Source organism: Phormidesmis sp. 146-20, from assembly GCF_052939475.1.
The window spans coordinates 1-23,574 of record NZ_JBJPHT010000073.1; the positions used below are offsets into that span (position 1 = coordinate 1).

Below are 23,574 nucleotides of genomic sequence, written 5' to 3' on the forward strand. Positions count from 1 at the left end.
AGTTCATTAGATCTCAACTTCTGACCTTTGACACAATTTATTTTACAATCCCCTAATGCAGAAAATACGTTTATTTTGGCTTGGGATCGACAAATTAAAGTCAATGAGCTTCAGGCATTACTCCGAACTAGAGAAGGGGCGAGTGATGCTGAAATCGAGCTTTTAGTTCTCAGTGCTTGCGAAACGGCTGAAGGCGATCCGCGTGCAGCTTTGGGAATTGCAGGGGTAGCGATTCAAGCAGGGGCGCGGAGTACAGTTGCTTCATTATGGAGCGTGGATGATCAATCAGGAGCGCGGTTGATCAGTCAGTTTTATCGAGAGTTGGCAAATGCAAAAGTGTCCAAAGCGGAGGCATTGAGGCGGGCACAGCTTTCGCTTCTACGAGATAAGAACTATCGACAACCGATTCATTGGGCACCATTTGTTTTGGTTGGAAATTGGTTGTGACAAGCTAACAGCGATCGCGCTTTCCAATTCCGGTTCGATGCGGTGTAACGGTTGGAGCATTCGCAACTAATATCACTGTACCATCAGAATTCATGATCCAGCCTTGTGCTTCTACGATCGAGACTTCAGGTTCTGAGCTTTGAGGATTGTTCCTCTGTGGAGTTGCGCTTGAGACAGGTTGTACAGAGTCTTCGGTATCTTGCCAAAGTGTATCAGCAACGATCGGATCATTTGGATTGGTGGGTACTCCGCCGCGTCCAGTATTTACAAAGCTTGCTGTTTGATTGCTTCCTGGATTGCAACCTTGAGCAAGTGGAGGAGCAGCAAAGGTATTCGGTAAATTGATGGTGCCTTCTTCGGGTTGTACGTCCGGTTGTTGAATCGCGATCGTTCCTGCAACTCCCAATTCTGAACTGGCGGTAATGTCGCTTAAAGGAGTGGGCTGCGATCGCGCTTCAATCCCAAAAATGCCTTGAGCATTGATGCGAACATTGCCGCCCTGTCCTGCTACAGCATTGGCTTGAATATCACTATTTTCTTGGGGAACCGCGATCGCAAAAGCTGTATTGATGTCAATGTTGCCACCATTACCACTACCGAGCGCAGAGGTTGTAATTTGGCTATTGCGGCGCAACACCAATGTATCGCTCACCTGTATGTCTAGGTTTCCCCCTTCACCAGAACGGGTGGCAGCAGTGATACTCCCCTGACCCTCTAAGATAACAGAGTGAGCATTGATTCGCAACGTTCCTGCATTCCCAGTTCCTGGATGTTCCACTCCAGCAACACCACCATTGCTAATTCTAAGTTGACCTGTATTGATCGTTACACTTCCAGAAGCACCAGTTGGCACTAGAGGCGTTCCGAATACTCGTCGTGAAGATTCAGGCAAACTCACGGCAGACGCACTGATGCGACTAGGGAGAGGAGTTCCTTTTCCAGTAATCTCAATTGACTCGATCGCATTAATCAAAACATTCCCTCCCTGACCCCTAGCAAAATTATCAGAAGTCACAATTCCTCCATTCCGAATCACTAACTTAGGGGTAGTGACAATGACGCTTCCAGCATTTCCGTCCGCTAAAGTGATTGCGGAGATGTTACTCGACACAGGCACACTAGATTCGCCAATGACTTCTATGGATCTTGTTGCTGTTACTCTGACTTCTCCCCCTTGCCCAAGCCCAAAATTTACAGATGCAACACTTCCTCCATTCAGTGCAATCAATTGTCCTGTTGATAGAGTTACATTGCCACTCGCGCCAGAAGCAGTACTGCTTGAGGCGATCAAACTGGTCAATGCGGTCGAGATTGGAGAAAATCCGATAACTTGTGTAGAATCAGGAGCATCGATCGTCAAGTCACCCGCCTGCCCAGAGCCAAAGGAGCGAGTTATGATTCCTGCTCCATCTCGAATGACGATTTGCCGAGCAGAAACTACAATATCAGCACTGTTTCCAGAGCCAATCGTTTGCCCTTCTACCCCACCATAGAATCCAGTTGTTGGATTAGGTCCACTGACTTCTAAAGACTGAGCAGCTTGAACATTAATCTTTCCACCCTGCTGCTCCCGATTCTGAATTAAAAAGATAGAACTATTGGTAAGAGAAATATTGTTTGCTTGTACCTGAATGATTCCGCCACCACTTGCATCTGCCAATGCTTGTTGAGAGAGCCGAATATCTTGAAACCGATCAACACCTGGATAGCTCAATGCAAAGCCTTCTTTTGAATTAAGCCGAATCTGTTCATCACTACCTACACTTCCTAACTCAATTCTCCCTTGCTCTGCGGTCAAAGTTCCGCCCTCTAGCTCAATATCTCCCCCGATCAAAGCAAGTGTATTACCTGGTTGTACCTGTAGACCTGTTTGAGTTCCTCTCGTGATTTGCCGCCGCACTGGAGCCGATAGGTTATATCCATTCCCTTCTACTCGAATCGTTCCTGGATTTTGACCGAACTGCAAACCAATTGGAGTACTAATCGTCAATAATGGTGGTGTTTGTGGGTTTACTGCACTAAACTCATTACCATTGTCGAAAATGATGCTATCTGCTGTGCTGGCAAGAAACGAACCACCAATGTTTAAGCGGGCATTTGCACCAAATAGAATTCCGCTTGGATTGAGTAGAAATACATTTGCAATACCGTTGGCACGAACTGAGCCATCAATATCAGATCGAATACCTCCGGTAACACGAGTAAAAATATTTTGAATGTCTGCGGCATTGTTGAACGCTGCTTCACCATTCGTTGGAATGGAAAAGCGATCGAAGCTATGAAACAAATTCTGTCCTGTTACTGTCCCACCTGTGATTGAGCAGCTACCAATGCAATCTCCGGTCACTGTAGTCGGAGTTGTACGATCGGGAATGACTTGTGCGATTAGCGCAGAGCGCAACTCCGTAGGAACCGCACCTCGAATAATCAACCCTTCGCAAAGCAGAAAGCAACCAGCCAACCAAAGTGGAGCATCATATCGTTTCATCAGTTGCTTCTCATGAGTATTTACAAGTTGGAAGGAAGTTGCCACATCATAATCGATTTGTCAGCACTGCCACTGACAAGCATTGTTCCTTGAGGCATAAAGGCGATCGACCAGATCGGTTTTTGATGTCCCATAACCGTACCTTGCAACTGAGCCGATTGCAAATCCCATAGTTTAATTGCTCGATCGTGTCCTCCAGTTGCCAGAGTTTGCCCATCGGGACTAAACGCAACTGACAGCACTTTATCGTGATGTCCAGCAAAACGGTGAAGCAATCGCCCCGTCTTTATTTCCCACAACGCAGAGGTTTTGTCATGACTTGCACTCGCTAGAGTTTTTCCATCTGGACTAAACGAGATTGAGGTAATTGCTCCTTCATGGGCGGCTAAAGGGAGTTTTACCGCTCCATTCTCCAGTTGCCAGACTGTAATTTTGCCATCTTCGCTACCACTTGCTAGGAGTTGACTATCAGGGCTAAACGCAACACTTCTGATCTCAGCTCTAGAGTGGAAAGTTTGCTGATGCTCGCCTGTCTCCGTCTTCCAGAGCTTCACCGTTTTATCCCAACTTCCACTCGCGATCGTCGTTCCATCTGGGCTAAATGCAACCGAACGCACATCATCGCTATGTCCTGCAATTGTCCGCTGCAATTCGCCACTGTCCAGCTTCCACACCTTAATGCGGCTATCCCAACTACCGCTCACTAAGAACTGTCCATCTCGACTAATTGCTAATGAAACAACTGCATCTCCGTGTCCCTGACTCGAATCTCCTGAGATTGAATGACGCAGTGTTTTATTGGGCAGATCCCAAATGTTGATTGTACCATCATAGCTACCACTAACAAGCGTTTTTCCATCCGGGCTAATTGCGATCGCATACACCCAAACCGGATGTCCTTTGAAGATGTGAATCGGTTGGGCCGCTAAGGATTGAGCCGAAAGAAGTGATTTAAAGTGAGTATGAGTGCTAAGCCAATGCGCGACAATGATTAGTATTAGAGATATTCCTGTTAAAGCGATCGTCGTTTTTCTAGAGTTTTGCTTTGGTGCCATAGTCAATGCTCCTGACTTGTGTATTGATGATCGCTATTTAGAACTACTAGTAGTCATTGCAACAGCTTCTTTCTTCTGAGCTTCTTGCTGCTGATTCTGTTCTTCAATCCGCATTCGACTCATGAATAAAATCGCAGTTCCTGTAAGTATCGCCAAACTGATTGGAGTGATATACGTCCAGTGACCCGACATCTTATCCCAGACGTGCCAAATTAGTACAAAGAGCGCCAAGTAGGTCAGTTGATGCAATTTTTTCCAATTTTTCTTGAGTAGCTTCATGCTCCAAGTGTTCGATGTGATTGCCATCAAGAGGAGAATCAGAAAGCAGACCACTCCTTGAATATAGACCCAAGGTGTTTCGAGATCGAGCAGGTCAAAGTCCCTCTGGTTGAGGTAAGGATAGCCATGAATGGCAGAAAGAAAAAAGGAAATCAAGCCAATCGATCGACGATGTTTCAGCAACTTCTGAACAACACTCATTTTCTGAGTTTGTGGAAAGTTGACTTTCATCATTGTGGGCATCAACGTCACTGTGTAAAAGATCAAGGCTAAAAAACCCATCAAGCTTGGAAAAGTCACTGAGTCCAGTGTTAGATTCATAAAAACCTCTCAAAAGTAGGGAGTTACTTACCGAACATCAGCTAACAAACCCGTTCAGAAAATCGCTCAAGAATGGATTCCTGTACAACAGGTTGCAGTGAAAAATGTTCTCCATGCTTTTCAATCAGCGATCGACGCATCAAAGAATTGATCGCCTCTAAGACTTTGCATTTAGAAGCCACAGTTGTAATCTCCGCAATCAGTTCTGCTAGTGTGACAGTGTTCTGATGATCTGCAAGCCAAGTTAGTACGGATTGTTCTACATGAGATAAGCGATCGAACTGTTGATTGAGCAAGTGATGGACATCTTCAAACACTAACAATCCTTGTTCGATATATTCCAGCGCCGCCGCAATCTCGCCGTTGAACATTTCTTGTGTTGCTGCTGCAACAAGCTTCAAGGAGAGTGGATTTCCAGCATAGTAATCTGTTAAGCGATGCCAATCAGTATCGGAACCTGTGAACGTTCCCTTATGTTGAAACAGCGATCGCACATCTTCCATCTTTAAGCCTTTGAGCAAGAGCGATCGGACTGGAAATTTCTCGCCTTCCAGAAGTGCGATCGTGATTGATTTTTCCCGGCTGGTCAACAGCACACAGCTTTGATGCGGAACTTCTCCCACAGCCCGAATCAATCGGCGATAGTCCTCATAGCCTTCTCGACACTTGCCGACTCGTTCACCACTACTCAACAGCGTTTCTGCATTGTCCAGAATTAGCAAGCAGCGAGTCGTCTGTAAGCATTCCATCAGCCTAGAAAATTTCTCTTCTGAACTAGCAGGAATCTCTAAACTCTCTTTGCAGGCTCCGCTTAAGAAAGATAAGATACTTTCTAGCAATTCATCGATCGAAGGTGCACCCGCAAGCGATCGCCAAATCACAATTTCAAACTCAGATTGAATCTGCATTGCTAGTTTGACTGCTAGCGAACTTTTACCACATCCTCCTATACCCAAAATAGCAACTAGCCGACAATGTTCTTCTAGAATCCACTGCCGCACTTCTAGAAGTTCTTGCTCTCGTCCGAGGAAGACAGAGACATCGATCGCTTCTCGCCAATCTTGAGAGAGATTCTGTTGTCGATCGGCTAAAGCTTCAAAGGGCGAAATGGGATGAGTATAGTCGCTAGATGTAAGTTCTAAGCCAAAAGCGTGGAAAATATACTGTAAAGACTGTTTATCGACGGGATCTTTGCGTCCGAGCAGTTTAGAGACGGTGTGAATGGCTAGACGAGTGCGATCACTGAGATCTTCAAGTGTCAGGCGTTGTCCATGATTTTCTTGAAATTCGACTTCAGCTTTGGCAGTTTGCAGCTTATCCCATCCGTGAACGGTGAGAACTACGCCACGATTGCGTCTGTTCGGTTGTTGAGCTTGTTGAGCACGAGTTTTTCGGTGCATTTTAGTAGAAGAGGCGGAAGCGTACATTACAGGTTCCTTCCTGGCTTCAGTAATGGGGCAGTTGTGATTCTCAAACTCTTACGGGCTAGGTTTGAGGAATATGCGTGAGGATTAATATGAGGCGGTACAGCATGGCGTAAATGGCTTTGTGGCAATGGGTTCTAAGTTCGTTTGCCGTAATAATGTCGTCCAGGTTTCTCTCACTTGAGGATTGGCTGGATTAGTGCGATGTAGTTCTGCAATTTGATTAAACGCATCGTACCAAATTCCACTGGCGCTGTAGAGGCGAACTTGCTCTAGAGGAGTAGCTACTGATAATTGTTTTTCGAGGGCAGGCGCGATCGCAGTTCGTCGGATATTCCCTTGAACATAGACACTATTAGAAGGCTGAGACGGATCACATTGAATAGATAACGTCCAAGCGTAGAGCTTTCCCTCAACTAACCCAGGAGCAGATTTTGGAATGGTAATCTGAATTAGCCCTGCTTTTGTATTAGAAGGCTGAAAGCGGTTACGATACACAAAATTATCGACTTGGTCTTGTAGAACAAATTCGATCGGAGTGTTTGTTTTTAACTCGTAAGGTACATAAAACCAGAAGGTCGGATGAGCTGTCGCAGTCAACCCCCAAACGGCTTCTCTGACTACGGGAACAATGGCGGTAAGACCTGTATAGTTCTGACAATCCCCTCGACTACCACCGCCTTGCGCTCGTCCCCCTGGTGTGCCTGATGGAGGTGGAGGCGTATTAAAGATAGTTGTTTGCGTCGAAGCAACTTGAGGAGCAACGATTAGACTCATTCCAACCAGAACACAGAGCGATGTCCATTTCAGCATAATCACCTCTAATCTTTCAATGTTTAGCCCTTCTTACGGGCATAGATTCGGATTTATGCGCGGTTCCAGTAGATGACGATCGTACCTGTTGCTAGAACCGCGATCGCAGCAGGTATCAATGGAATCCATCCCCCTTGAATGAACACCACGAAGCTAATTCCAGGTAGCATTCCAAGTATTGCTACTGTTATAAGTGCTTGTTGAATTTGCGATCGCTGCATCCAAAAAATTGCTCCACCCGCGATCGCCCATCCTAAAATCCACACGCCTTCGATCCATCCTGACCAAACCCAGACCAGCGGACGTTGATCCAAGACAGCACTCAGGATTTGGCTTGCCATCTGTGCTTGAATAAACACGCCTGGAACTCGTTTCAAAGCGTCACTTCCATAAGGAGTTGCCCAAGTATCCGCAGTACTAGAAGCTGTGACTCCAATGAGAATAATACGATCGCGAATTGCATTTGGATCAATTTGCTTGGTTAAAATATCTGTGAGCATAATCTGTGGGGCGACCTCGCCAGGCGTTGAAGCAGCGCGATAGTTCAACAAGATTTGATTCCCTTGAGCATCAATGCCCTGATAGCCTCCAGTTCTCCTTTTCAAGCGATGAAAGACGGTTGAACCGAGTTGAAGATTTCCCTCTGAGGTGAACTGAGGCGTGATGTTTTGAGTGATCAAATAGCGCAAAGCTAATTGTGTTCCAAACGCATAGGGAGCCTTGCAAGGTGAGATTGGATCGTGATCCATGAATAAAATCTGCCGACGTAAAATGCCGTCTCGATCTTCTAAAAAATCACTAAAACCGAGCCTTGTTTCTGGTACTTCAGGCGGCGGTGCAATGCCTGTAGGATCATATTTTGCGTCTCTTCCTTTGCAGAGTGCAATGATACGATCGCTCTTTCGCAGTCTCGCCGCAAGTTCACTAAATTTCGGTGCAGTTGGAAAATCCCGATAAATATCTAGCCCGATCGCACGAGGTTGATGTTGCTCTAGGACATTCAGCAATTGCAACAATGTTTGATCAGACAAGGTTCCTTGCCTGTATTTTGTGGTTTGAGCTTGAATGTCTGCCTCGTTAATCGTAACAATCAGAAAGCGTGAATCCGGTTGCTCAGTGGGTCTAAGGCTCAAAAGCCGATCGAATGTCCAGAGTTCGAGCGATTGTAAAGCACCGAGCGATCGCACTCCTAATACAAGCGCCGTGACTGCAAAACTACTCAGCAACACTCTTGAGATTTTAGATTTGAGTGTTTGAATCGCAGGTTGTGAAATCTTTAGTGTTTTCGAGTTTTGATTGATCCAGTCTTGCCATGTTGGAGGCACTTCAGCAGGATTTTGGCACACGACTGGCAACCAACTTGCACAGGGAAAATCAGACTCGATCGCTTGCAGTCGTTCCCGCGCTTCTCGAACTGATCGATACAGGGATTGTCCTCCCGAAAATGCAATGAGAAACTGCTTGAGAAAGGCTTGTGCAACTTGATCGGGAACAGGTTCACGCATCACAATCACTTGAGGAATTTGCAAATCAGCTAAATCCCATGCCAGCCCTAAACCATCACAAGAATTAAAGATTGCTAACTTCAAGCCTTGTGCGATCGCGTGTCTTAATCCATGTCGTAATTGATCAAGCGTTAAGCTCTCTGTTTGATTAATCTGAATGCGACCTTGACCCCGACTAGAGCTATGTCCCGCAAAGAACAAGACATCAATTCCCGGTTCCCATAGCTGCTGATTCAAAACTTGACAATTCGGTTCAATTAGTAGCGTGAGTTCCACATTGGGCAACTGTTCTAGTAATTCTCGATCGGTTGTAATATCAATCCCTTGTTGGCTACCCATCACTGCTAGAATTTTGACCCGACCTGTAGCAGGAGGAGCGACTTTCAGCGATCGCGCGTAGTTTGCCAAACTGAGGGCAAGTTCTGCTTTTGGATAGTCCTCGAAGAAATGCCACAAACACCACGGAATTTGTAGAACTGATTCATTCTCCGCAGTAATAACGAAGCGAATTTCATCGGATAGCGTCAATCGAGTGCGAAGTTGGCGATCGATATGACGAAACTGATCGGCATAAAGCCAAGTGTTAATGCGATCGCGGAGTTCCTGACACAACTCATTGAACTCGGAGTCTGAAATATGAGTAATATCTGCTTCATCGATTTCAATATTGACTATTGGATCATCGTTTCGATATCGTCGCCAGTTTTTGCACGCTGATAAATTCTCATAGAATCTTTGCCAACGGACGTAGAGATTTTCTAGTTCTGGTGCAGGGGGCAAACTCGCTGTAAATTGCATCGGCGTTGAGTTTTCTGGCTCCCAAAATTGAGCCGTGACTGTCATCCAGCCCTGCTGCCAATCTCCTTTACCCAGGTTCAAAACAATCAGTTGGCTCATAAAGCTAAGTGAGAAAATTCTCAATGACTGTAACGTTATCGATCGTGATGTGCAGTTGAAGCTGGACGTGAGGTGGACACTTGAACCGCTTGAGTTGAATGGATTGATCTTGACTTCGAGATTGCACCGACTGAATTTCATTACCTGTTGTCGATCGCAACACCAAAGATAGATTCTCTGGCAGATTTAGAGCTTCATTCGTTGGCAAAATCCGAACTCGAATGTTGCGCCGTTCATCAGGTTCAACCGTCAGGATGATCAGCAATAAAATGGTTAAATCTTCCTTCAGAGCAATGGGCTTAACTCGCTGAATCACCTGCCCAGTCTCATCTTCATGTCTAAAACCCGTTGTGAGTTCTGCTTCTAGAAAACCTTCGATCGCTTGCCAGTCCATCTCAAATAAATGGTGCAGCCAATTGCTTAAATTAAATGTTGCGGCTTGTCGTTGACACAATTTTTCTAGACATTTCTCCTGTTCTATCAATGCGCCCCACTGCATAAACGGGATTGCTAATCGAGGCAGCGCGATCGATTTCAGTCGCTGAATCAAATTGCTCGATTGAGTTGACAGAAGTTTGGGTAGCAAATCAATTTCTGCTCGCGTCGGTTCAGTTGCTACTTGCAGCATCACCCCAAGCACCGAAAGACTTTGCTGCAAGTCCTTACTTGCTAGAGAATACGTGCGATCGTCTGCATCATACTGCCCCCGCGATTTCAGTATTTGGTGAGTTGTGTAGCCCCAAATTTGGAGCTGCTGTTTGTCCGTATCTACTTCCACGGCTAAATAATAATCTCCTGCCCAACTTGGAATGTCGATCCACTCCTGCGGCACTCGGAATTCATGATGATCAATCGCCTCGGTCGGAATTAGGATCAATCGAGAGTTGTTGAACGCGATCGCACTTCCATTGACCAACGCATAAATATTGGGGAAACAAGTAGACTGTAGATTTTTAATCGCTTGGTGCTGATATTTCTCCTTGAGCAATTGAAACACAGATTGAAAGCAAACGAGATTGAGATAGACAGCCCAGCGATCGCGGGGAACAGGTAGCGATCTGCTCTGTTGCCAAACGCGGGTATGAATGTCCGGCAAAATGTCTAATAGCAAAGGTTCTGGCGTGGATAGCAGAGTCATTCGGGGGTGATCCTCTAGGACGAGGTGGCAGATTGATAGTGAGTTTGTAACCACTCTTCGAGGGCAAAAGTCATCTGTCCGATTACGGGCGAGGTAAGAGAAGTATGCAGCGTTTCTCGGCTCCCTTCAGCCAATGTTGTTAAGAGTTTTTCTTTGGCTGCACCTAATCGCCGAGAAATGGTTGACTGCTTAAGGTTCAGTCGCATCGCAATTTGTTTTTGAGTCAACGTTTGCTGATAATAAAACACCAGTACTGAGCGGAGTTCGGGATCAAGCAATTCGAGAGCGTTCGTTAACACAGCATTGAGTTGGGCTTGCTGCTGCTGCCGTTCTTGAATTTCTTCTGCTGTAATCAAGTCTGTTAGGGGTGTTGCCCCGTCTCGATCAACTAAATCATCCTGAAGTTCGGCTGATCCCGGTTCAAACTTAGCAATGTTCAAAGAAGTCACCGTTGGGCGTAGCGACTTCCTCACCTCCGCTGCACAAAACTTTAGCCATTGCTCCAATAGCTCAGGAGTTGTCGAAATACTTTGAGAAGATCTCTGTTGCTGATAAAGGTCAGCAATCTCCTTCCATGCAGCAGATGTTGGTCGAGCAAGCTGGCGAGTTGTTGCATCCTCATCAGGAACCCAGCAAGCTTTAAAACACTTCTATGCCAGCAGATAAGCCGCGATAGCACTTTCTGCTAATCCACTTGCCTGAAGCACTTCTAGTAATCGTTTCTGGCTTAATTTTCGCAGCAATCCCCAATCCGTTCGACTATTCATGTCTTGTTGCTGGCGCAGCCGATTCCGAATTGTGTTACCAAAGCTCACACTACTGTAAGTTTTGAGGCTCACACCTTGTAGGGAAGAATAACCGTTGAGAATTTTAGGGAGTGTTGCGATCGCAATCTGAAAATAATCGGAAAAGCAATCAGAGGTTGAGATTGATTGAACCGTAATTTTCTGAACTGTCCAGTAGCAAGTCTCCTGTAAATAAGCTGACAAGTGCCCCACTGCTAGCAAGCTAGGTTCTATTTTCCAGTGTTGATACCAATAAAGCGCCCAAAACTCATCGACGCGAGTTCCCGAATCATAATCAGTGCAATTTTCTATACTTCGACGCAGCGATAGATCAACAATCCAACCATCAAAGCGATCGTCGGCAAATCGCACAAAGGTTGAGAATTTTTCGGTCAGAGTTTGCCGAGGTTGCATGGTGATCGACTATAAAGTGTCTCAGCATTACAGTCTGTGATCCTGTTCGAGAAAAGACCAGACAAGTTAATCCAGCCAGAGAGTAACTTAAGTTTCGATCGCGCCTAATGTTTTGAGTGCTAGCTTCTGAGCCTCGTTTAATCCTGTCACTCCAGCAATTTTCATTCCCTCGTAAAGGCGCTCTGCTTGGAGCGTTTTAACACATTGCCCAGTCTGTATATCCCAAAGTTTAATCGTCTCATCCTGACAGCAACTCACCAAAATTTCACCTTTGGGATCAAAAGTAACAGCCCAAACCTCGCGAGTATGTCCCTGTAACACCTGCAAACATTCACTACTTTGTACATCCCATACGCGAACAAAGCAATCATCTCCGCAACTCGCAATTTTTTGCCCATCAGGACTAAACTGAACCGATCGAATTCGATTCACTCCGCCATGCAACACCTGCAAACATTCACCCGTCTGCACATCCCACACCCGAAATGACCCATCAAAACCACCGCTGATCAAGCGATCGCCATTTGGGTTAAAACTGACTGACCAAACTGCATTGGTATGCCCCTGCAATACTTTTAGACAGTCCCCAGTGTGAGCATCCCAAAGTCGAACTGTGCGATCGTCACTACCACTAGCAATCAATCTTCCATCTGAACTAAAAGTAACTGAGAAAACCCAAGTCGTATGTCCTTGCAATACCTTAAAACACTGTCCAGTTTGCACATTCCACACCCGAACTGAACAATCAAATCCACCACTTGCAAGCATCTGACCATCGGGACTAAAACACACCGAACGAATTCCGCTCGTATGTCCCTGTAGCACTTTCAAGCATTGTCCAGTTTCCATATTCCAGAGCCGAATTCCTCGATCAAACCCTGCACTCGCTAAAACCGTTCCCTCAGCATTAAAACTGACAGATCGAATCCAGTTGGTATGCCCTTGTAGCGTTTTCACACAAACCCCTTGCTCCACATCCCACAATCGCACGATCGCATCGAGTCCACCACTTGCCAGAATCAATCTTTCTGAATCTATGGAAGTAGGAGCAAACTCGGAAGCTTTGCTGTTGCCGAAGGCAATCGCAAACACGCCGCTTTTATGCCCCTGCAACACATTCAAGCACTGCCCTGTCTGGACATCCCAAAATCGCACCGAAAAATCAACACTGCCACTAATTACCGTCTGACTATCACTAAACTGCACGGTAAGAACCCAACTACCATGCCCCTGTAACACCTGCAAACAATGCCCCAATTGTACATCCCACAATCGCACTGTAAAATCATCTGCACTACTCGCAACCATTTGCCCATCTGGACTAAATGCAACTGACCACACGCCGCTTTTATGTCCTTGAAAGGTTTGAAGACACGCCTGAGACTGAACATCCCACAAGCAAACTGAACTATCCTCACTCCCACTCACCAGTAACGATCCATCCGCACTAAAACACACCGATCGCACTCGCTTAGAATGTCCCTGCAATGTTGCAATACAAACGCGATTCGCTCCGCAAACCTCCCACAACCGCACTGCACCATCCTGACTTCCGCTCGCAAGCAACCGACCATCAGGACTAAAACTAATTGCTGCAACCGTTCCCGCAGGATCTTCGATGACTGCTTCACATTGTCTAGTTTGTAGATTCCACAACCTCAAAGCATCTGTACTGCTACTCGCTAGCGTTTGCTGATCAGGACTAAACTGCACATTCCACACCCAATCGGTATGTCCTTGCAACACATGAAGACACTCTCCCGTCCGCACGTCCCACAGTCTCACACCTGCATCTGTCGCTCCACTTGCCAGTCTCTGACCATCTGAACTAAAGCACACACTCCACACCCAGCCTGTATGTCCTTGCAACATCAACAAGGGCTGAAAATCCGCAACTCGCCAGATATGAATAACATTATCCACATCCCCGGTTGCCAGTAAGGTTCCATCTGGGCTAAGCGCGATCGCTAATACTCCACTCAAGGTTTCAGCAAACGCGGATTTCGCTAAGTCTGAATTCTGGAAATCGGCTCCTGCAAGGTTCACTCGTCGCAAATCCGCTTGCCACAACGCTAAATTTGAGAAATCCCAATGCTGCAAATCTGTTTTCAACGACACTAGCAAATTCACCAAATTCCCTGCTAAGTAACCGATTTGCTTCGTCGATCGGTGTTCTGCTAACAATTCCCGAAATCGTTGCTCTACGTGCGGCTGACCTCCCAGTTGAGCCAACAAATCCTCAAGGAGCGGTTGCACAATTAGCCGAATTTGCGTTTCACGAATAAAATCGATCGATTGAGCTTTCATCAACGCATGAGTTCGCAGTCGAGCATCCCTTGCAAGGTTTGAGCCTGTAATTTCTGCTCCAACTTGCTCAATCAACCGTTCTGTTACATACTCCATGACAACAGGCTGCAAGCTGAACCCCGCCGAACCTTGCTCAATCATCGATCGCCGTAGCAACGATTGAATGGCATCGGGCAGCGATCGCTGTGTCTTTGCGGTCAAAATATCCTCACTCAGCCGAGCAACAGGCACAGGCTCTCGATTAATTGCCAGCCACAGTATCACTTCTTGTTCAGCAGTAGATAAGCGATCGAACTGTCGCGCCAGCAAATCACGAATATCACTAAACACCGCTTTGCCTTGCTCAATATAGCTCAAAACTTCTGTGATATCGCCATTGAGAAACTCTTGAGTCATCGCTGCAACCAACTTCAGCGCAAGTGGATTCCCTCGATAATGCTCAATCAGTCGGCTCCACTCTGTCTGAGTCCCGTTGAAGTTTCCCTTCGCCTCAAATAGCAATCGTCCTTCTGAAGGGGACAGTCCTTGAAGTTGCAGCGATCGTACCGCCAATTTTTCTCCCTCTAGCAGAGCAATTTCTCCAGGCTTTTCTCGACTGGTCAAGAGCAAACAGCTTTGATGCGCCGTTTCTCCAATCAACCGCAACAGTTGCCCGTAAACTTCGTATCCCGAACGATATTGCCCCACCGGATTTCCACTACTCAATAACGTTTCAGTATTATCGAGAATCAGTAAACACCGCTGTTGCTTCAGGCAATCGATTAACGTTGTAAATTGCTCATCTAGCTCTGTAGGAACCAATGTCTCTTTGTTCTGCGATCGCAATAGAAACGACAGAATGCTGTTTAACAGTGCTTCTAATGGGGGTGCATTAGAAAGCGATCGCCAAATCACCGCCTCAAATTCAGATTGAACGTCCTGTGCCAACTTCACCGAGAGCGCACTCTTCCCCATGCCACCAATGCCCAACAAAGCAATCGATCGACAGTGTTCATCCAAAACCATCTCTCGCAGGTGTGCCAATTCTGCCTCGCGCCCAAAAAAGACTGAAACATCACAGGCAGCATTCCAAGAAGCACGAGCCTCGCCCCAATCGCGCTGAAATTCTGCTTGTCGAGCTAAATCCTCAAATGGAGAACCTGGAGGGGCACAATCACCTTGCGCCAGTTGTAGTTCAAACGCTCGCAGGAAATACTCGATCGACAGACGATCAACCGCTTCTGTTCGCTTTAAGATGCGAGAAATTGTTTGCAGCGATAATCCAGTGCGCTCGCTCAATTGTTCGCGAGTGAAGTGTTGTCCCCAATTCTGTTCCACTTCTGCTGCTTGCATCGCAGCCTGTAACTTTTGCCATCCTTTGACAGTGAGAATTACGCCTCGGACGCGGGGCGAAGCAGAGCGATCGCGTTTAGATTGAGAGGAACGCTTGGTAGACATGGCTAGATGGCGCTCAATCTGGATGTCTTAGGTTAATCCATATCCGAGAGAAATTCACCCTGGTTGACTGACAAAACTCGATTTGTGGATCAACCAGGTAGGCATCCTTACTTCTTGAAGTGCAACTTTTACAATCTGATGAAAGCCACCCCTTGCCCTCGTGCAACGTCCTCATCTCGTTTCAAACCGACTGCTTGACTGAAGAATCCAAACCTGATCGAGATCATAAAACTCCCCGCGCTGCTCGATCGCAAATCCATTCAATAACAGCGCCAACCACACTTGCACCAACGGCATCTTGAGCGATCGCTGGAGTTTCAACAACTGGACTGCCTGATCACGTTGATTCAGCCAAGCTTGAATCGCGGCTCCCCACTCGGAGACATCTTCTGCGTGCGCCAGTGCTAAAGCTTGTTCATATGCCACCTCCGGATCAACGACCTGCATTACTTTTTGCAATGCCTCAATCAATCGCATTGGCTCCACTTCTGCCACGATCGATTGTGACTCGTGCTCCTCGATCGAGATCGGTTTGCGCGGCAAACTGTCAAATGGTTCAATGTAGTCATCAAACTCGATCTGCATGGTCTGCCGCACATATGGATCAAACGCTGCTTCACTCATCACCGGACTGTCATGGCTTGCCGTCGCCAGAATTTCTTCAAAGGCTCGCTGAGATCGCGCTTCAAACACCTCTGTAATCTGCGAGATGGCTTCACCCGCCACCTGCAACTGTCCCGCGCATTCCAAATCGACGATCGACGCTTCCACCTCCTGCCACAATTGATCCAACTCTGCCGTCTCTGGCGACTGAGCGGCTTCTTGCAATACCTTCCATAGCGGCAATTGGAGCTGTCTCATGCCACCCCCAACGGATGATGCAGACAGGGACGCATCGGGCACAGATGCGGATCAACTCGCTCTAAACTGGCAAACTTGCGAATCCCGTATTCTTCATCTAACAAGTCGAGTAACTTACGAATATAAGCATGAACCTGGCTCGGAACCATGCCGACACAGTGAATCGGAGCGGCGATCGCAATTTGTTGCTGTCCCTGCCAGACTTGCGCTGAAATCGCGTGAACTGGAGTATCCCCGCCTGCTGCCCGATACACCACCAACACCGCATAGTAAAGATAAGCAAATTCTGGAATCTCAACTTCTAACGTCTTCAGCACCGATTCTTGCCGAGAACGATTGCGCTGCTGATTTTTACGATCGCGATGACGGGCATACGATCGCCGACTGTAGCAGACCTTCGGATTCCAGCAGCCATCACCTTCTGTCCCATGTAATGCTTGTGCCTGTGTCGCATCGAGCATCGCACACTTTTGGCACTTCAAAGGAATTGCCTTTGCCACGATTACCTCCGGAACGGGGCTAACACCGTATCCATCCATTGTTGCTGCGCTTCGGACAACTTCGGAGGGGGGAGCGGTTGGCGATAATCAATTCGAGTCGCATAGCGGGCACGCTCATAAAGCTGATTGAAAACAGCTTGCAATGGCAAAACGGGTTCTGGTTCACCCGGCTTTAGAGGAATCGGAATGTCTGGCAGCGGTTGATCAAGCATCACCGCATAGAGATCGGCGAACACGTCCTCGTGCAGCGCAGCTAACGGGCGTTGCTCGCTGCGGCTAATCAAAATCCGATAAGTGGCATCAGATCGCGCGCCATGCATTGCCATTGGCTTCGCGCCCCGCAATAAGTTCAATTCCACCAAATGCGTTTGGCTCGCCAAAATCAATCGGCGTTTCTTTTCATAGTCTGATCGCCCATCTTTCGCTCGCTTGTTTGTCGGAGAGAGCAATTCAACGATCGTAATTACTTCATCGGTGCCCATCTCGCGCACTTCGAGATAACGCTGATAGAGTTCGATCGGCATCGGCAGCGACACTTTTTCCGGTTGGATTTGAGTGGCAACACGACCTGTTTCTTGCTCGATTGCAGACGCTGATTTTGCTTCGCCTCGTTCCGCAAACACAATTGCATCGGGAATCCCAATCAAAATCTCATCGTCCTGGTCATCGGTTTGATACGTGCGAGACTCCACTTCAACGTAGTACTGCGTTCCCAGTTGGGGCGCGATCGCGTCAGCAATCGCCACCATGAAACGGGTGTGGAACGAAGACCAGAAGGCAGCATATTCAAGATACGGGTCCATTCCAGGAAAAGGCGAGGGCATGGTGACTCCGAAAAACAGGATGAAAACTTGAGATCTCAATTCCACGATTTGGATGATCGCCTAAATCTTAGAGCTAGATTGTGAAAAAATCCTCACATTCATCGCCTTAAAAACTTCAACCTTATAGAACCTATTTGGGATCTTTTAATGTGTTTCAAAGCTGATATTTTTCGGGATTTTATGTTCCTCATTGTTCTGGAACAATGATTTTCCTTCTAAATTCAGGATCTGCTTGAAACGGCTCTCCTACATGCCTTGTATATCAACAAGAAATGTCAAATGGGTTCTATACACATCAAGCATTTTCAAATTTTTCTAGTTTAATTTTACCACGTACTTCTACTTTGTCTTAGACTATCCATATTCGATAGAATGGTTATTATCTGTAATCAAAACAGGAGAGAAATTTGAAACGCCCAACTGAACAACAGCGATCGCAAGGCGCGATACAATCAGGTCTTGCCCTTCGCAGTTACGGTCTAAATTCTCACGAGATGGGGAAACGTCAGCTTTATGCCGTCTCCACCGAAAGTAGAGGCACTTCCACCGAAGCCAGATTCCGTTCAATCTTGTCCAACTTAGAAGCCAGATGAGGCTCAGAGCCATGACACAAGCTATCAAACCGCCATTCACCCAGCAAAGGTCAGGTGATGCTGAAATTGCTCAGTTTAAGGTAGGCAACAAGTGGACTGCCTACGTTCAACCCACGGGTGACTTTATTATTCGGAATGAAGCGAGGCGCACCATTTGTCGAGGGAATCTGCATACGGGCGAGGAAACAGTGCCACTGTCAGAAGATTCTGCTGGTGAATTAGAGAAAATGTTGGTGGAAAGGGAGCATGTGCCCCAGCAAAATAGACAACGACTATGCCATTTATCAAACTCCCAGTTAGACTGACCCTGGAAAGGTTAATAATGCATCCAGCAGTGTGGGGTAGGTATTACCTCTTTTACCTTGCGGGATAAACAATACAATGAATATACTGATGAGTGATTTGGCATATGTCCGCACGGGATGTTTATCATGATGTTGTGAAGGCTGCGTTGATCAAGGATGGCTGGAAGGTGACGGCTGATCCTTTGACGCTGAAGTTTTCGACGCGGTATAAATTGCAGATTGATTTGGCGGCTGAGGCTCTGGTGGCGGCGGAAAAGGATAATCAGTTTATCGCTGTGGAGGTGAAGAGTTTTCTGGCACCTTCAACCGTTTCAGAATTTCATGCCGCGCTGGGACAGTTTATTAATTACCGCATTGCGTTGCGGTTGAAGCAGCCAGAGCGAGTGCTGTATCTGGCGGTGCCGCTGTTCACCTATGAGGAATTTTTTCCAGAGGAGGTCGTCCGCATCAGCATTGCGGAGAATGCGGTGAAGTTGCTGATTTTTGATCCAGATTTGCAGGAGGTTGTGCAATGGATAAGCTAGAGCAATATCGGGTTTGGATTAAGCAAATTTTAACGGAGCATAGTCGGTTGAAGTCTTCCTACGGGGAGATTGAGGAGGTTGTGTTTTTTGATGAGGAGCGTGATCACTATCAGTTGTTCAGTGTGGGCTGGGAGAATCGACGACGGGTGTTTGGTTGTACGATTCATATCGATTTGATTGATGGCAAGATTTGGATTCAGCATGATGGAACGGAGGTGGGGGTTGCGAATGAGTTGGTGGCATTGGGGGTGCCGAAGGGGGAGATCGTGTTGGCGTATCAGCCTGCGAGTGGGCGGCGGCTGACGGAGTTTGCAGTGGGGTAATGGTTGATGAAGGGTTCGTCGGTTAGCTCGTTGGGAAGTTTAGGCGATCGCACTATCAGGATAAAGCTCGAATTCCTAGATCTAATCTTTTATCCTCTGATCGTGATTAGAAATTGCTTTAGCGATCGTTTGCGGGTTGCTGCCGATGCTCAGGAGTGGAGCGATCGATTGCAGTTGGGTCTCACTTCATCCAATGATTAATAGGCAAGAACTTGACGGTGCTCAATCTAGCCTACAGAGAGAGGGGAGATCGCGTTGAAAATAAAGGGAAAGAGTAGCGATCGTGTGCTTGCTGATGTAATCTAAGGCGATCGAGAACTGATGGGGCTGTGGACAATGGATGCAGATAGGATTATTTTTAGCGCTCAGTGGATTGTAGTTAAGGAATCTCCGAGAGGATTTCAGTATTTGGAGCGCAAGGGTAAGGATTCTGTTGCGGTGTTTCTCTTGAAAAGAAGTGGCGAAAAGCCGGAACAGTATGAAGTTTTAATTCGCCAGCAGCATCTTTGTATTGATAATCGAGAAGTGGATGGAAAGTTCAGGCTGTTTCCCTGTCCGGTTACTGGGGCGTTAGAGGAGGGGGAATCGCCGGAAGCGGCGGCTAAAAGAGAAGTGTATGAGGAAACGGGCTATCGGGTTCAGGCTTTGCCGATGGGTCAGTATATTGTGGGAACTCAGGTGAATGAGATCTGCTATCTGTACTATGCTGATGTCACAAACCTGAAACCAGATTTGGCTCAACAGGATGGCACCTATATGGAGTCGATCGGCGAAAATGAATGGCATCCGTTTGAGTACCTGGAATCCTGTGATTTCTCAGCCTGTCAAATTGGCTACTTGAAGCTACAGAAAATGCTCTTCAAAAACAATCAGTAAAATTCTAGAGTTGGGTAACTATTGCTGCTTTAAAGACTATGTCAACTAACTATTTAGACTGGGTTGAAAAGAATAGGGAATATTTGATCAAGCAAAGCGAGATGTTGCAAAATGCGATCACGCGCATGGCAAACAATTCATTAGAAGTGAAAAAAGTTGGAATAACCGTTTGGGCAGCAATAGTGGGCTTTGGGTTTACCAGTCGAAGTGCGGTTTTATTTGTGTTGGCATTTGTCGCTTTTGCACTATTCGGTGTTCTGGATGTTTACTACTTGTATTTGGAGCGAAAGTTTCGTGATAACTTTAACCGATTAGCCCGAACTTTAAGTGGGTATATCATTCCTGAAGATCAGGAATGGATCGAGAAAGTTAAAGGAAATTTTCTCAAACCCGACAACTCAACCAAATTCCTCGGACAAATTCCTAACACGCTCAAGTCCTGGGCAAACCTGCCTTATTTGATTACGTTCTTGATCACAATTTTGCTTCTAGTTGTGCCACTACCATCCAAGTAGAGCGGATTTATCTGATTAAGTTAGAAAAATGGGAAAATTCAGATAGTAATATGACAAAACTCTCTTTTTTCAGGGTTCACAATGACAAAGGACAGAAGCTCCTGGATCATTACGTTCAGCCTATATGCAATAGGCGTGGGATTAATTTGGTAGAATCACGTCCCGATGCAAATCGTGGTGATTCGTTAAAAGCAGAGTTCAGCTCAGATGTAGTACTCTGGGACGGATCCGTTGAACCTGGTCACGCCTACCATGCCTTCAACGAAAGAGCAAAACAGTCGGGGAGCAAGTACGTAGTTGTTAGTAGAACCCCGTTGCCTCGTAATGTATTGGCTTACAACCAATTCGCTCCAATTCATGGCGAAGCATTTACTAACGAGGTTTTAGGAGCTTGGCTTGATCGATACCTATTTACTATTCTTTCTGGTCAACGTTTTATACCTGATAGAACAGATAATTTCAGTAGCCCGATAGCAAGTCAATATTGGATGTTTAACAATGCTGCCGATGTATTTTTAAGCTTTCGTGGAACTCAGCAAAAAGCTGTAGAAACATGGAGTCAAAAATTTACAAAGGCATCTGATCTCACTGTCCGGATAGTGCCAGAAGCAGAATACTCATACAGGACAGAGTGTGTTACGCTTCAGCAGATGTGGGAAGGTGTAGCCCGGCTAGGACATGAAATAACATCAACAAGCAGAGCCGTTATTTTTCTGTCAGACGATTACTTCGATTCCTTCTGGACTTGCTCCGAGCTACTCTTTCTGATTAAACATCGAAGTAACTCAGACAGATCTATTCGACAAGCTTATATTGTCTTAGACAAGTCTCGTCCTGACTTGACTCCTCTTCTTATTGGGGCTTCTCAACTACCAATACCCTCAATAACGTCCGCTCAGTCTCATCGTTTATTCAAAATTTTGAATAATAGTGATCCGCTCACAGTTGGTCCTGATACAAGAATTCCGCCTTCAGGTCCTGCTAAATTACTATCTCTAGTGCTTCGCCCTACCTTTGGCTGGTACGACCCTGAATTTATGAAAGATTCTTTCTGGAAAACGGTTCGAGTACCTTGTCCACATTGTCGTCCGCGAAATCGTCGCCCAGAACACGTTGATTGGGAAAGGCACCTTAATTTAACAACTTCTGATCCACAAGTTGACTACTTCGGTTACTTTCCTACTTCTCCGGATCAACTTGCCAACAGAGTCGTTGAATGTCCAAACTGTCATAATCGAATTCGCTTACAAAACAATCGCCCTCCCAGAACCCTCTGGTTTCCTATTCAAACGACTGAACGGGATCAAACTCGCCCTGTCATTGAAGAATATCCAGTTTGGGAAGTTGTTGCCTAAAGCAATTTGTATCGAACACGCACGTACATCAAGCACGACAGGTGAGAATTACCTACCTGCAACCCTCGCTGCATCTTCAACGCACTTACTAAAGTTATTGTATCCATCGTTGTAAACCCAATCATAGGTTGGGAAAACCTGGGACATACTAACATACGTCTTCGACATATAAGTATACGGGCTGCGCTGTTCGACAGTGAAGCTGTCAAAAGGATTGTTCCCTTTCAAGTCAGGTGTTCCGTTTATGTCCTTAATGTTATGAATGTATATTCCTAGCATTCCATTGCCACGTTCGCGACTTCTCTCAATTTCATATTTGACCCACTTACGTTCGGATGTCTCAGTTCCAATCAGCACAACGGTAACAGAGGTATTCTGCAAACCTGAATTAATGAGCTGTTTGAGTGAGTTTTCACCTGTTCTCTTCGTTGATTCCCAAAGAGAGCAATCCCAATAACCAGCTTCCTGATAACCGCTTTTTACCTTGGCATGGTTTCGTACAACATTGACTCGCCAAATATCTTGCTGGTAATGAAAGCTAAAGAAAACTCTTCTAGTCATAAAAACTCCAAGAACCTGACCAAGTGAATAGTACTATTGTATGTAGATGCTGCCTATAGCGTCAAGTCTCAAATATTTTCTGAAGTGTACTCAATATGTAGTGACCTAAAGAGTAGGGTGGGCATTGCCCTACAAGTTTTGCCAGAGGTATAAACCAAAGCCGAAACTGGAAAAGAAGCCGCATTGGAGGAGTCGGTTGCTTGAGGGAATTAAGAAGAAGGGCAAACCCCAGACAACTAGTCCAGGGCAAATGAATCTGTGGGATGAATGAGCAACTTCTTCAGAGATTCATAAGGTGGCAAGGGAATTTGTTGAGGCAAATTGCTACAATTCCTAACTTGCCATGATCCGAGATTAAACAGGCACAAACCCCTTGGTACCAGGTAATGAATCCTTGAAAAGCTGATGGTTCGTGGAAGAAGAATGCTATTACAAATCTTTGGGAATGCCTGAAGCTGTTAAATGCTACATTCTACAAGTCTTTGCACGAGAGAAGAGAACCCCCACACATGTCCCCCTCTCCCCCTCCACCCTCCCGTCTCTTTTCCCGTTCTCACCCTAAACGTGGCTGGGAAGTGTCCCACTGGGGCAGACATGTCAAGAGTTAACTCTGCATCGCTTTTCCAAGTTCCTCCGAGGATAGCCGGTCCCTTCGTTCGCCATCCCACCTCTACTCCAAACTTTTCCCATTGTGAATTGTACTTCTTAGGGCTACCACACCTCTGCCAAATTTTCTTCTGGACGCTAAAGCCAAACCTGCCATGGCTATACTTCACCCAAAGTTGATCGATCGTGCGCAGGTCAGCACAAGGAAATTGCTGTATATCCTGATCTCGAAGATAGAACTTTTGTCCCATACCTTCGTACATACTTTTGGTAGTTTCTTCATCTGCTTCTTTCAATTGCCCTGCCTCCAACAAAGCTTCTAATTGGGTGTAGTTTCCTTTGGTAGCATCAAGCGATTGGTTTTGCTGGGGCGCATCTATTGGTTGGGGGAGCGACTGTCGGCGATTCGCGAGAATAGAAG

23 protein-coding genes are annotated in these 23,574 nt (G+C 46.3%); 8 read left to right on the forward strand and 15 right to left on the reverse strand.

Annotation, left to right across the window (positions count from 1 at the left end; all coding sequences use genetic code 11):
• Positions 1-27: 27 nt before the first annotated feature.
• Complete coding sequence (locus ACKFKH_RS31090) at positions 28-447, forward strand: CHAT domain-containing protein (RefSeq protein ID WP_446862254.1); 420 nt, start codon at positions 28-30, stop codon at positions 445-447.
• A gap of 4 nt (positions 448-451) precedes the next feature.
• On the opposite strand, the gene ACKFKH_RS31095 is transcribed toward ACKFKH_RS31090, so the two are convergent.
• From ACKFKH_RS31095 to ACKFKH_RS31155, 13 genes are all read right to left on the reverse strand, one after another.
• Positions 452-2,935, reverse strand: coding sequence for a two-partner secretion domain-containing protein (locus ACKFKH_RS31095; RefSeq protein WP_446862255.1), 2,484 nt, complete (start codon positions 2,933-2,935; stop codon positions 452-454).
• Positions 2,936-2,955: 20 nt separating this feature from the next.
• Complete coding sequence (locus tag ACKFKH_RS31100) at positions 2,956-3,990, reverse strand: WD40 repeat domain-containing protein (RefSeq protein WP_446862256.1); 1,035 nt, start codon at positions 3,988-3,990, stop codon at positions 2,956-2,958.
• Positions 3,991-4,023: 33 nt separating this feature from the next.
• Positions 4,024-4,590 (reverse strand): ferric reductase-like transmembrane domain-containing protein, encoded by a 567-nt coding sequence (locus ACKFKH_RS31105; RefSeq protein WP_446862257.1) that lies wholly within the window; start codon positions 4,588-4,590, stop codon positions 4,024-4,026.
• A gap of 41 nt (positions 4,591-4,631) precedes the next feature.
• Positions 4,632-6,017 (reverse strand): NB-ARC domain-containing protein, encoded by a 1,386-nt coding sequence (locus tag ACKFKH_RS31110; RefSeq protein ID WP_446862258.1) that lies wholly within the window; start codon positions 6,015-6,017, stop codon positions 4,632-4,634.
• 84 nt (positions 6,018-6,101) lie between these two features.
• Positions 6,102-6,827 carry a DUF928 domain-containing protein gene (locus ACKFKH_RS31115; RefSeq protein WP_446862259.1) on the reverse strand — a complete coding sequence of 242 codons (726 nt, stop codon included), beginning with the start codon at positions 6,825-6,827 and terminating at the stop codon, positions 6,102-6,104.
• Positions 6,828-6,880: 53 nt separating this feature from the next.
• A complete protein-coding gene (locus ACKFKH_RS31120; RefSeq protein ID WP_446862260.1) occupies positions 6,881-9,229 on the reverse strand; it encodes a CHASE2 domain-containing protein in 2,349 nt (782 codons plus the stop codon).
• Positions 9,230-9,233: 4 nt separating this feature from the next.
• Entirely contained in the window at positions 9,234-10,367 is a 1,134-nt protein-coding gene (locus tag ACKFKH_RS31125) for a DUF1822 family protein (protein WP_446862261.1), read from the reverse strand.
• Between the two features lie 14 nt (positions 10,368-10,381).
• A complete protein-coding gene (locus ACKFKH_RS31130; RefSeq protein ID WP_446862262.1) occupies positions 10,382-10,873 on the reverse strand; it encodes a sigma-70 family RNA polymerase sigma factor in 492 nt (163 codons plus the stop codon).
• A 144-nt stretch (positions 10,874-11,017) separates the two neighbouring features.
• Positions 11,018-11,566, reverse strand: coding sequence for a hypothetical protein (locus ACKFKH_RS31135; RefSeq protein ID WP_446862263.1), 549 nt, complete (start codon positions 11,564-11,566; stop codon positions 11,018-11,020).
• A gap of 87 nt (positions 11,567-11,653) precedes the next feature.
• Positions 11,654-15,310: a WD40 domain-containing protein gene (locus tag ACKFKH_RS31140; RefSeq protein ID WP_446862264.1), complete on the reverse strand. Its 3,657-nt coding sequence runs from the start codon at positions 15,308-15,310 to the stop codon at positions 11,654-11,656.
• 171 nt (positions 15,311-15,481) lie between these two features.
• Complete coding sequence (locus tag ACKFKH_RS31145) at positions 15,482-16,171, reverse strand: hypothetical protein (protein WP_446862265.1); 690 nt, start codon at positions 16,169-16,171, stop codon at positions 15,482-15,484.
• A complete protein-coding gene (locus tag ACKFKH_RS31150; RefSeq protein ID WP_446862266.1) occupies positions 16,168-16,671 on the reverse strand; it encodes a hypothetical protein in 504 nt (167 codons plus the stop codon). Before ACKFKH_RS31150 ends, ACKFKH_RS31145 begins: the two co-directional genes overlap by 4 nt.
• A gap of 2 nt (positions 16,672-16,673) precedes the next feature.
• Positions 16,674-17,495 carry a DUF4058 family protein gene (locus ACKFKH_RS31155; protein WP_446862267.1) on the reverse strand — a complete coding sequence of 274 codons (822 nt, stop codon included), beginning with the start codon at positions 17,493-17,495 and terminating at the stop codon, positions 16,674-16,676.
• A 407-nt stretch (positions 17,496-17,902) separates the two neighbouring features.
• On the opposite strand from ACKFKH_RS31155, the gene ACKFKH_RS31160 reads away from it, so the two are divergent.
• From ACKFKH_RS31160 to ACKFKH_RS31190, 7 genes are all read left to right on the forward strand, one after another.
• The gene (locus ACKFKH_RS31160; protein WP_446862268.1) at positions 17,903-18,088 is read left to right on the forward strand and encodes a hypothetical protein; all 186 of its coding nucleotides are present in this window, start codon (positions 17,903-17,905) and stop codon (positions 18,086-18,088) included.
• Positions 18,089-18,099: 11 nt separating this feature from the next.
• Positions 18,100-18,393, forward strand: a complete 294-nt coding sequence (locus tag ACKFKH_RS31165; protein ID WP_446862269.1) for a hypothetical protein — start codon at positions 18,100-18,102, stop codon at positions 18,391-18,393.
• Between the two features lie 104 nt (positions 18,394-18,497).
• Positions 18,498-18,917 carry an element excision factor XisH family protein gene (locus tag ACKFKH_RS31170; protein WP_446862271.1) on the forward strand — a complete coding sequence of 140 codons (420 nt, stop codon included), beginning with the start codon at positions 18,498-18,500 and terminating at the stop codon, positions 18,915-18,917.
• Positions 18,905-19,240, forward strand: coding sequence for an element excision factor XisI family protein (locus tag ACKFKH_RS31175; RefSeq protein ID WP_446862272.1), 336 nt, complete (start codon positions 18,905-18,907; stop codon positions 19,238-19,240). The genes ACKFKH_RS31170 and ACKFKH_RS31175 overlap by 13 nt, the downstream gene beginning before the upstream one ends.
• A 336-nt stretch (positions 19,241-19,576) precedes the next feature.
• Positions 19,577-20,116: an NUDIX domain-containing protein gene (locus tag ACKFKH_RS31180; RefSeq protein ID WP_446862273.1), complete on the forward strand. Its 540-nt coding sequence runs from the start codon at positions 19,577-19,579 to the stop codon at positions 20,114-20,116.
• Between the two features lie 38 nt (positions 20,117-20,154).
• Positions 20,155-20,631, forward strand: coding sequence for a hypothetical protein (locus ACKFKH_RS31185; protein ID WP_446862274.1), 477 nt, complete (start codon positions 20,155-20,157; stop codon positions 20,629-20,631).
• Positions 20,632-20,681: 50 nt separating this feature from the next.
• Positions 20,682-21,986, forward strand: a complete 1,305-nt coding sequence (locus ACKFKH_RS31190) for a hypothetical protein (protein WP_446862275.1) — start codon at positions 20,682-20,684, stop codon at positions 21,984-21,986.
• Positions 21,987-22,034: 48 nt separating this feature from the next.
• On the opposite strand, the gene ACKFKH_RS31195 is transcribed toward ACKFKH_RS31190, so the two are convergent.
• The gene (locus ACKFKH_RS31195; protein WP_446862276.1) at positions 22,035-22,547 is read right to left on the reverse strand and encodes a TIR domain-containing protein; all 513 of its coding nucleotides are present in this window, start codon (positions 22,545-22,547) and stop codon (positions 22,035-22,037) included.
• A gap of 458 nt (positions 22,548-23,005) precedes the next feature.
• Positions 23,006-23,574, reverse strand: a 569-nt coding sequence (locus tag ACKFKH_RS31200) for a GUN4 domain-containing protein (RefSeq protein WP_446862277.1), incomplete at its 5' end; no start/stop codon positions are given.